The following is an 11,305-nucleotide window of genomic DNA, read 5'->3' on the forward strand; positions in this document are numbered from 1 at the left end:
ATCCAGACCTTCTAAAATTGCTAATATTGAAGAGGCTTTGGTTATTGATATCTAAGATCCGAAAGGGGTTACTGTCATATTTAAAATAACAAACCCCTTTTTCATGGATATTATCCACACATTACTTGTTAGCAAAATTACCTAAGGAGGTTATTCTCCTTATTTTTTCCTATATGGTAAATATAATTATGTTTCTTAGCTTTTTATTATAATTGTAAGGTAAATATGAATAACTTTAGAAAATTGCATATTTAACTTTTACACTCAAATAAGTTTCAGCAGCCTAAATATCTTCTAACAATATTTACTAATTTATAAAGTACTTTTATTTTACTAAAAGTGATACTATTTGATGTGCAGTTTCAGAAGATAAAGACAACAAAGGTTGTGGATATACACCATAGACTATAATCAATGTTGCTATTACCATCAAACCTATTCGAGTTTGTAATGAAATATCTTTTTGACCTTCTAAAAATTCTTTATTTCCTTTACCAAACATAGACATTCCATACATTTTAGTAACGTAAACAGCACAGAGTATAAGAGTTAAACCTGCGATAATAGCTCCCCAGATACTTAGTGTATAGACACTTTTTAATAAAAGAAATTCTCCGATAAAGGCATTGGTTAAAGGTACTGCCATAGTTCCTACGGATATAATCATAAATAAAACAGCTAAAAACGGAGCTTTTGTTGCTAAACCACCCATTTTACTTAAATCTCTAGTACCGAATTTTTTAATTAATATATCCGCAACATAAAATAATCCAACTACATTCACACCATGAGCTAACATCTGAACGGAAGCTCCTTCTATTCCTGTTATATCTATTCCACAATGCATGGAAACAATTGCGCTAGCAAAAATACCTGCAGCTATTAATCCCACGTGAGCCATAGAAGAAAAAGCTATCAGTCGTTTGATATCTTTCTGAACGATTGCTATCAATGATGCATATACAATTCCTATGATGGATAAAATTAAAGCTATTGTACCTGAAGTACCTCCTACTGCTTCTGGCGAAAGTGGTAATAAGTATCTTATAATTCCAAATACTCCCATTTTAAGCATTATGCCTGATAATAGCATTGATCCTTGAGTAGGAGCCATTGTATAAGTATCGGCTTGCCAAGTATGGAATGGGAAGATAGGCAATTTAATGGCAAATGCAAGGAAAAACATCCAAAAGATAAATATTTGGGCTTGTGAACTGATTTTAACTGCGTATAACGCATTTAAATCAAAGGATCCTGCTTGTAAATAGACATAGATCAATGCTACTAACATAAATAGGGATCCGAAAAATGTATAAATAAAGAATTTATAATTTATTTTCAATCTGTTTTCTCCCGTTCCGTATATTCCGCATATAAACCAAATTGGAAGTAAGGTAATTTCCCAGAATATATAAAACATTAATCCGTCCAAGGAGGAAAATATTCCTACCAATCCAAACTGCATTAACAGAATTAAAGCATAAAAATTTGCAGGACGTTCATCGTTAAATGATGAATATATAATTATAGGCGTTAATGTATTGGTTAAAAGAAGCATTAGAAGAGTTAAACCATCCATACCGAAATGTAAGGTGGATTTAATCGGAGAAAAATAAAGCTCTTTACCAAATTCAAATTGAATGCCTGAATTTGCTTTAAAATTATACCAAATAATAGCGGTTAATACCAATTCGGATATTGCAATTATAAAAGCTAAATATTTTGAAACATTTCCCTTTAAGGCAAATAATATGCCTGATCCTATTATTGGTAAAAGTAGTACTGCTAAAGTTAACATTATATCTTTTTACTTTTGTATTTAATATTAATGACTTAAAAATTCTGCAACTAGTAATAAAATAAATATACCTAGGGACATTGCAAATACATAAAACTCTACGTTACCGTTTTGTATTAATCTTACAACACTTCCGCAACCCTTGACGGTTTTTGCTGTTCCTTCTACTATTCCGTTTATGATATATTTATCCACAATATTCTTCAGAAACTTTCCAAGGTTTAAAACCGGATTAACAATTACTTCATTGTAAAATTCGTTAATGTAGGCAGCATGTGCTGAAATTTTTTCCCAGCCACTCATGTTCTCAACAATTTGGGCTTGTATTTTTCTCGTTACATATTTATTATAAGAAACAATGGCTACTAAAGCTATGACCGCTAAAGTTATGGCTAACAAGGTCATCTCGATTCCAAAAGAAGGCTCTTCATGTATATGTAAACCAACGTATATAGGCTGCAACCAATGTGCTAATTTTTGAGATATGCCCTCACCTAAATAATGGGGTAGATTTAATCCTCCGCCGATTGTAGTCAATATAGCCAATATGATTAATGGAAATGTCATTATTGCAGGACTTTCATGCATATGTTTCTTTTGTTCTTCTGTCCCCTTAAATTCTCCAAAGAAGGTAAGGAATAAAAGACGGAACATGTAAATACATGTTAAAGCGGCAGAAAATAGTGTTAGTCCCCAGATAACTTTATTTTTAGTCCAAAGTGCCACTAAAATTTCGTCTTTAGAGAACATCCCTGCTAAAGGCGGAATTCCACATATGGCCAACGTTCCTATTAAAAAAGTCCAATAGGTTACAGGTATTTTTTTTCTTAAACCGCCCATATATCTCATATCTTGCTCTCCACTCATCGCATGAATAACACTTCCTGCTCCTAAAAATAATAATGCTTTAAAAAACGCATGAGTTATTACATGGAATAAAGCGGTTGTATACGCTTCTGCTCCTAAGGCCGTAAACATTAGTCCTAATTGTGATACAGTTGAATAAGCTAAAACTTTCTTGATGTCGTTTTGTCTTAATCCTATGAATGCGGCTAATATGGAAGTAGCTAGTCCGATATACATTATAAAATCTAAGGTAATCGGTACCAAGCTATAGATTGCATTGGATCTTATAATCATGTAAATACCTGCAGTAACCATAGTTGCAGCATGGATTAAAGCTGAAACAGGGGTTGGTCCTGCCATAGCATCAGGCAACCAAGTATATAGAGGAATTTGTGCAGATTTTCCCATAGCCCCTACAAAAAGAAATATAGTGGCGGTTATTAATATCGGGTCATTGAGTTTAAATAAATTGGCTTTAGCTGCTATATCGGTATATTCTACACTTCCAAAATAATAAAACAGCATGAATATTCCAATTAGTAAACCTAAATCTCCAATTCTATTCATTACAAATGCCTTTCTGGCTGCATATCCATATTCTTTATTTGTATACCAAAATCCGATAAGTAAATAGGAACAAAATCCTACTCCTTCCCATCCGATAAATAGTATTAGGAAGTTACTTCCCATTACTAACAGAAGCATGGAAAATATGAAAAGATTTAAATAAGAAAAGAATTTATAAAAACCTTTATCTTCATGCATATATCCTATAGAATATAAATGAATAAGCGAACCTATCCCTGTAACGATCATCATCATTATTAAGGATAATTGATCTATTTGAAAGGAAAAACTAACATGTAAATGGTCTACTGTAAACCAATCAAATAATGATGCTTTGATGGGTTCTGTAAATGTACTGAATAAATAAACAGATAAGAAAAAAGGTATCCAAACGGCTAAATTAGCAATTATTCCTACAACCTTTTTAGGCATTTTATTTCCAAAAATTCCACAAATTAAAAATCCAAAAAGTGGTAAAATTGGTATTAGATATATAATATTCTCCATTTCTTATCCTTTTAGTCTATTAAATAAGCTTACATCTACAGATCGTGTATTTCGATACATCATAGTTATGATGGCTAGTCCTACTGCAACTTCCGCAGCTGCTACAACCATGATAAAAAACACTAGAATTTGTCCATCTGCATCTCCTTTATAGGCAGAGAAAGCTGCCAACAATAAGTTAACTGAATTAAGCATCAGCTCCACACATCCTAAAATTATTATTGCATTTCTTCTTACTAATACTCCTGTCACTCCAATACAAAATAGTAAAGCGGATAAGTATATAAAATAATCTACCGGTATACTTTGTAATAAACTATTAATCATTTCTTTTTTATTTCAAGAAAATATATTTTGTTATAAATCTCTTTTTCCTATCATTACTGCACCTACTAAGGCCCCTAAGAATAGAATTCCTGCTAACTCGAAGGGTAATACATATTTACTAAATAATAAATGACCTAAATTTTTGGTCAATCCTATTTGGCTATCCGGACTGGTTGGAAAATCTATTTGCTGATATCCTTTCAGTGCTCCAATAAAGCCTATGAATACCATTCCACCGCATACGGTTGCCAATATTCTAAATGCACTTCCTTTTAAAGGTTCATCTTTTTCTTTCAAATTTAACATCATGAGCACATAAAGGAATAATACCATGATGGCTCCGGAATAAACTATAATTTGAACTATACTTAAAAATTGAGCATTTAACATTATATATAACCCAGCTATGGAAAAAAAGGTTAGAATTAATGAAATTATGCTGTACATAGGATTTTTACTGAAAACAACAAATAATGCGCTCACAACTGCACACGTAGATACTAAATAAAACAAAATTTCTTCCATAATTTTTATTTTTCTACTGGATATTTTTTTATTTGTCTTTGTGAAACATCAATTCTGTTATCCATACTTTCTACAAGCTTATCTTTTCTATATATGAAACCTTCACGCAAATGTTCCGGCATTACCAGTCGATCAGTTAGAAAAATAGCTTCTTTCGGACATGCTTCTTCACACATTCCGCAAAAAATACATCTGAGCATATTTATTTCGTAGCTTTCCGCATATTTTTCTTCTCTATATAGATTCTCTTCACCTCTTTTTCTTTCTGAAGCTACCATTGTTATAGCTTCTGCTGGACAAGCTAATGCGCATAATCCGCACGCGGTGCATCGTTCTCTTCCTTCATCATCTCTTTTAAGGACATGACGACCTCTATAAACTGGGCTGAAATCTCTCTTCTCTTCTGGATATGAAGTAGTAACCGGTTTTTTAAAAAAATGACTGAAGGTAATTTTCATACCTCCTAATACAGCAGGAAGGTATATTTTTTCCTTTAAAGTCATTTCTTTATTTGAAATTATTTTAGATTTATTGGTAAGCCTCTGCATAAATTTTAATCTTTCTTTACTTTTTTCTTTATTTTTTAGCCAAAAACAACCATTGTTGCAGTTATTAATAAATTGAGTATAGATAGAGGTATCATGACTCTCCATCCTAAACGCATAAGCTGGTCGTATCTGAATCTTGGCAAAGTCCATCTAACCCACATAAAACAGAATATGCAGAAGGTTGTTTTAATTAATAATGACACGATGCTAAGAATCCCTATTGCATTTTCTCCTAAAGTTCCATTTTCAGCCAATTTATTCATATAAGGAAAACTATATCCTCCGAAAAATAGGGTGCTTATTAATACCGAGCTTATAAACATATTTATATATTCCGCAAAGAGGAAAGTTCCGAATTTCATAGAACCATATTCTGTATGATATCCTCCAATTAGCTCTGATTCACATTCTGCTAGGTCAAAAGGAGCTCTATTTAATTCTGCAAACGAACATGTAACAAAGAGTACGAATGCCAAAGGTTGATAAAATACATTCCAAGCCAGTCCGTTTAAGAAAGATAATCCATATAAATTAGAGGCTTGTTGTTCTACCATTACTCGTAAATCTAAAGTTCCAGTCATCATAATGATTGACAGCAATGATAATCCCATGGCTAATTCGTAGGAAATCATCTGAGATGAAGCTCTTATCGCTCCTAATAGAGAATATTTATTATTGGAGGCCCAACCTCCTAACATGATTCCATACACACCGATTGACACGATCCCCATTATATAGAGAACTCCTACATCAATATTTGCTACTTGAACTAAATAAGATTCTCCACCGATAAATAAAGATTTACCCCATGGAATGACTGCTCCAGTACTTAATGCAATGAGCATAAGTATCCCGGGGGATATGATAAACAACCATTTTTCTGCATTTTTGGGAACAAAATCTTCTTTAAAAAATAGTTTTCCTCCGTCACATAACGGTTGCAATAAACCAAATTTTCCAGCTCTATTTGGCCCAATCCTATCTTGTAAAAAGGCAGCTACTTTCCTTTCCATTAATGTTTCATAAGCTGCAGCTCCTAAACATAACACAAATAAAATAACTACCAATACTACTGTAAACCACATATGTATATTATTCTAATGTTTTAGCTTTATATTTTTCAATTTTGTAATGTGGATCATTTTTAGGTATTGGTAACTCATAATGATTAACCGAAATTACCGAATGATCACTAATGTGTGCAGGACCTTCAATGTTCCAATAATTCACGTCTTTTCTTTCAAATCTGCAATCGTTACAAATAAATTCTTCTACCTCATTGTATGCATCTTTACGTGCAGTTACTCTAATGATGGTATCTCCTTTCATCCATAAGACTGCCTTACCGCTACATTTTTCACAGGTACAGGTAGCATTTACCGGTTCTGTAAACCAAACTCTGCTCTTAAATCTTGCAGTTCTATCTGTTAAGGCTCCTACAGGACATACATCTATCATATTACCTGAGAAATCATTTTCAATGGCTTTACTTATATAAGTGCTTATTTCTGCATGATCTCCCCTGAATAGTATTCCCTGATTTCTTTGATCTGTCAGTTGATTGGCAACTAATACGCATCTTGCACAGAGAATGCATCGGTTCATATTTAATTTTATGTATGGTCCTAAATCGTCAGATTGAAAAGTTCTTCTTGGAAACTCGGAACGGGTTTTATCTAATCCATGCTCATAAGCTAAATCTTGAAGTTTGCATTCACCGGCTTGATCACATATTGGACAATCTAAAGGATGGTTGATTAGTAAAAATTCCGTAACTCCTTGTACAGCTTGTATTACTCTTTCGGAAGTAATAACTTTTACTTCCATTCCATCCATTACATTAGTTCGGCAAGCTGGTACTAATTTTGGCATGGGACGAGGATCTTTATCCGACCCTTTAGACACTTCTACCAAACAAGTGCGGCAACGTCCTCCACTTCCTTCCAATTTACTATAATAACACATCGTAGGAGGAACTGAAGCTCCTCCGATTTGGCGTGCTGCTTCTACAATTGGAATCCCTGGATTTACTTCTACAGTAATTCCATCTATTGTTACTTTTATTTTATTTGGTTGTTCGTTCATTAGATTTTTATATAACTTGATGCATTAAAAATGCCAACTGAATCCGAATGTATAATTCCATTGGAGATACAAAATTGTTTGGGAAGCTTTATCTGAACTGTTTGAAGTTGTTCTAATATCCGGCATTGATATTACTCCTTCTTTTAATTCAGTTCGTAAGAAAAATAGCTTCCAAAAAAGTAATTCTGCTCCTACTTTTGCGTCTAAGCCCCATCCTGCCAAATGAAATTTATCATGTCTTTCATTATTCATTATTGTGGCATTGGTTTTTGGTATCACGACCCCTAAACCTCCTCCTGCAATACTATTCAATTTAAAGAAGCCGGATGTTATGAAATTATGATAATATTCTAACTCTGCATTTAGGTAATTTAGACCGTCAGTATGCTCTAGATGTAAAAAATTATCGTCTAAATAAATGTATTCTCCATCTACAATTGCATTTTCAAATCCTGGAGTATTTATCGTTCCAGTAGATTTTACCCATTGTCCCGGTCTAACAACATATTTCATATGATCCATACCTAAAGAAACCGCCCAGTTATCTTTAAAGAAATAACCGATTCTATAGTTTACTTGTGGTATTGTTACTCTTGTTGGATCTAAAAAATCATGAAAATTCCATCCGATCGGTTTATCGTCACCTTTAACGCCGTGTAGGGTAAAATTGTAATCATTTCCTGTAAAATGGACAGATGATCTTCCATAATAAGCTCGGTTCCAACCCCAGTAGGCATATACTTCACCTTTTCTGTGGGCTTTTCTTTTGTTTTCTTGGGCATCGACTGTACCCATTGTAAATATTGCTAATAAAAACAATAAATTACTTTTGTTAAATAGTTGCATATTCAGCTATACCATAATTTTTAGTTAAACATTCAGGATTATTAATATGCCATTCGAACTCATCTCTAAAATGTCTTATAGCTGCTGCAACAGGCCAGGATGCTGCATCTCCTAAAGGACATATTGTATTTCCGTCTATCTTATTTTGTATGCTCCACAATAAATCGATATCCTCATACGCTCCTCTACCTTCTTCTATTTTTCTTAATATTCTATACATCCATCCAGTACCTTCACGACAAGGGGTGCATTGGCCACAACTTTCATGGTTATAAAAACGTGCTAAAGTCATAGTATGACGTACAATACACTGATCCTCGTCTAATACTATAAACCCTCCTGAGCCTAAAGCTGTCCCTGTAACAAACCCACCATCAGCCATACTTTCGTAATTCATCAAACGGGTTTCTCCATTGGCTGTTTTTAATAACAGCTTTGCCGGTAAAATAGGTACGGATGACCCGCCGGGAATACAGGCTTTTAGTTTTTTCCCATTAGGTATTCCTCCACAATATTCTTCGCTGTAAATAAATTCTTCTATACTTAAATTAAAGTCAACTTCATAGACTCCCGGTTTATTCAGATTTCCACATGCTGAAATTAATTTGGTTCCTGTTGATCTTCCTACCCCCATTTTTGCATATTCTGCGCCGGTTATAGAAATGATTGCCGGCACTGTAGCTATGGTTTCTACATTATTTACTACAGTTGGGCATTGGTATAACCCTTTCACAGCGGGGAACGGAGGTTTTAATCTTGGATTTCCTCTTTTTCCTTCTAATGATTCTAATAAGGCGGTTTCTTCTCCACATACATAAGCTCCAGCACCTCGTTGTACATATATTTCAAGGTCATACCCTGTATTTTTAATATTTTTCCCCAAAAAACCATTTGCTTTCGCTTCTTGTATCGCCTTTTCTAATATATCGGGTATCCAGGAATATTCTCCTCGTATATAGATATAAGAAACATTCGCTCCTAAACAGAAAGAAGAAATAAGAATTCCCTCTATGAGCTGATGGGGTATATATTCCATTAGGAAACGGTCTTTAAATGTACCTGGTTCTGATTCATCAGCATTAACCACTAAATAACGTGGAACTCCTTCCGGTTTAGCTAAAAAGCTCCATTTCATACCAGTTGGGAATCCGGCTCCTCCTCGCCCTCTAAGACCACTGGTTTTTACTTCTTCCAAGATTTCATCCGGAGTCATTGTAAGGGCTTTTTCTGCGGCGGTATATCCTCCATGCTTTCTAAAAACTTCAAAAGTCTTTATTCCTTCTACATCAATATTTTTAAGCAATAATTTTTTACTCATTATATTATTATATATGCTTCTAAATTATTATTTAATCAATTGCAATATTTCCTGCTCTACAAAGATCAATGATTTCATTCACTTTTTCTTTGGTCAGATGTTCATGATAAAATTTACCGATTTGCATCATAGGCGCATACCCACAGGCCCCTAAGCATTCTGCAGGTTTTAATGTAAACATACCATCTGCAGTAGTTTCTCCTTCTTTTATTTGCAATTTTTCTTTGATATGTTCTATGATTTGATCACTTCCATTTAACATACATGGCCCGGTTCTACATACCTCTAATACATACTTTCCTACAGGCTGCATATTAAACATTGTATAAAAAGTAGCTACTTCATACACTTCAATTGGTGAAATATTTAATAAAGAAGCCACATAATCCATAACAGGGACATCTAGCCATCCTCCAAATTCTTTTTGAGCCAAGTGCAATACAGGAATTAAAGCAGATTTCTGCTTACCTTCCGGATATCTTGCGACTATTTCTTGTACTTTATTTAAGGATTCAGTGCTAAAAACTATCTCTTTATCAGGGCTTACACCGTTTTTAGTCATTTTTAGTTTAATGTTAGGCTGCAAATATACAATATTGAAATTTACTTAAAAAGTTAAAATCGGAGTTTTTGCCCCACATCAACCAATCTGGAATCATTATAAATAACAGTAAATTACTGCATTACAGCTAAAATAAAAATTCACAATGTCTTTATTTACCCCATATTAAGCTAAATTTGATATTTTTCTTTTTCATAGCATAACTGACAGAAATCATATTTCACAAGGGTTTAACTTTTGTTAACGCCCTCTAATATTTTATGTGTTACATTAAATTAATTTCAAAGCTTATAATATCCTAAATGAATGAGGTAGTTTGAACTTTTTATTTTAGTTTTACCTATGATTTATATTATTATGTTTTAAATTTTTTATCGATATTTAAAAACTTTTTATTTTTTAATTTCACTATTTACATATTAATTAGAGGGTCATTAAAATACTATGGTTTTCCACTCTTAAAAATTATTAAAATATTATTTTACATTTTACAAAATAAATGTATATTTGCAGTCCAAAACCAGTATGCGGATGTGGTGGAACTGGTAGACACGCTAGACTTAGGATCTAGTGCCGTGAGGCGTGGGGGTTCGATTCCCTTCATCCGTACCAAAAAAAGCAATTAACTATCAATCAGTTAGTTGCTTTTTTATTTTATCAAACCTGCATAACTCTTGCTCGATTATACGGTAATTATTTATAAAAAAAACTAAATACCTATAAATCAAATAAATATATAGATATTTTTATCGCTATATAAACCATATGACATTTATTTTTTAGGATTTTATAAATAAAATACATCTTCGAACCTTATACTAATTAAGAGCTCAATAAAACATGTTTTTCTTTTGCGTAATTATTTTGTACACAAACACACTTAAATACCATACAGACCAACAATTGATTATAGTAATAACCTGATGAGAGTAATTAAATAAAAAAGTTGAAAATTTTTAGATAAAAGTGAAAGAGTCACCTATAAAAAAGAAATTGAATTTCTTTTTTGGAACAACGTAGTAACTTTATATATAGACTTTTATGTATCAAATTTAGATAATTTATTTGATCGGGCTTATGAAGTATGGATTAAATATATTTTACAAGAATACTCAACGACATGCACAGCTATTTTAGATATTTCCTTTAGTTTCTGACACATTTATCATCTAACAAAATATCATTCGTAAATCCGTGATACACTTACTATTTTTGTTTTGATAAAAATATATTTCCAACGAGTAACAAAGTCCAAATAACATCTATTATATTCCAAATATTTCTGCCAATTTTAGTAACCCTTCTTCTGTTTGATCCCAAATAATTTTAAGAGCATTTCCAGACAAACTCCATTTACCTGTTTCTTGAATATCTTC

The 11,305-nt window shown here is 32.8% G+C and carries 10 protein-coding genes and 1 tRNA gene; 1 reads left to right on the top strand and 10 read right to left on the bottom strand.

Going from position 1 to position 11,305, the window contains the following annotated elements; genetic code table 11:
• Positions 1-325 precede the first annotated feature (325 nt).
• From M3Z80_RS07335 to nuoE, 10 genes are all read right to left on the bottom strand, one after another.
• The gene (locus tag M3Z80_RS07335) at positions 326-1,798 is read right to left on the bottom strand and encodes a complex I subunit 4 family protein (RefSeq protein WP_293918892.1); all 1,473 of its coding nucleotides are present in this window, start codon (positions 1,796-1,798) and stop codon (positions 326-328) included.
• Positions 1,799-1,825: 27 nt separating this feature from the next.
• On the bottom strand, positions 1,826-3,718 hold the full coding sequence (gene nuoL, locus M3Z80_RS07340; RefSeq protein ID WP_293918893.1) for an NADH-quinone oxidoreductase subunit L: 1,893 nt from the start codon (positions 3,716-3,718) through the stop codon (positions 1,826-1,828).
• A 3-nt stretch (positions 3,719-3,721) separates the two neighbouring features.
• Positions 3,722-4,045, bottom strand: coding sequence for an NADH-quinone oxidoreductase subunit NuoK (gene nuoK / locus M3Z80_RS07345; RefSeq protein WP_293918894.1), 324 nt, complete (start codon positions 4,043-4,045; stop codon positions 3,722-3,724).
• A gap of 30 nt (positions 4,046-4,075) precedes the next feature.
• On the bottom strand, positions 4,076-4,570 hold the full coding sequence (locus M3Z80_RS07350) for an NADH-quinone oxidoreductase subunit J family protein (RefSeq protein WP_293918895.1): 495 nt from the start codon (positions 4,568-4,570) through the stop codon (positions 4,076-4,078).
• Positions 4,571-4,575: 5 nt separating this feature from the next.
• Positions 4,576-5,073, bottom strand: a complete 498-nt coding sequence (locus tag M3Z80_RS07355; protein ID WP_293918901.1) for a NuoI/complex I 23 kDa subunit family protein — start codon at positions 5,071-5,073, stop codon at positions 4,576-4,578.
• 80 nt (positions 5,074-5,153) lie between these two features.
• Entirely contained in the window at positions 5,154-6,203 is a 1,050-nt protein-coding gene (gene nuoH, locus M3Z80_RS07360) for an NADH-quinone oxidoreductase subunit NuoH (RefSeq protein WP_293918896.1), read from the bottom strand.
• 7 nt (positions 6,204-6,210) lie between these two features.
• Positions 6,211-7,203 carry an NADH-quinone oxidoreductase subunit G gene (locus tag M3Z80_RS07365; RefSeq protein ID WP_293918897.1) on the bottom strand — a complete coding sequence of 331 codons (993 nt, stop codon included), beginning with the start codon at positions 7,201-7,203 and terminating at the stop codon, positions 6,211-6,213.
• Positions 7,204-7,227: 24 nt separating this feature from the next.
• Positions 7,228-7,998, bottom strand: a complete 771-nt coding sequence (locus M3Z80_RS07370; protein ID WP_293918898.1) for a hypothetical protein — start codon at positions 7,996-7,998, stop codon at positions 7,228-7,230.
• Between the two features lie 37 nt (positions 7,999-8,035).
• On the bottom strand, positions 8,036-9,367 hold the full coding sequence (nuoF, locus tag M3Z80_RS07375) for an NADH-quinone oxidoreductase subunit NuoF (protein WP_293918899.1): 1,332 nt from the start codon (positions 9,365-9,367) through the stop codon (positions 8,036-8,038).
• A 31-nt stretch (positions 9,368-9,398) separates the two neighbouring features.
• Positions 9,399-9,929: an NADH-quinone oxidoreductase subunit NuoE gene (nuoE, locus tag M3Z80_RS07380; protein WP_293918900.1), complete on the bottom strand. Its 531-nt coding sequence runs from the start codon at positions 9,927-9,929 to the stop codon at positions 9,399-9,401.
• Between the two features lie 527 nt (positions 9,930-10,456).
• Here nuoE and M3Z80_RS07385 point away from each other — a divergent pair.
• Positions 10,457-10,541, top strand: a tRNA-Leu gene (locus M3Z80_RS07385).
• Positions 10,542-11,305: the final 764 nt, after the last annotated feature.

Origin of the sequence: Apibacter sp., from assembly GCF_025291155.1 — a bacterium.
Lineage (GTDB): Bacteria > Bacteroidota > Bacteroidia > Flavobacteriales > Weeksellaceae > Apibacter.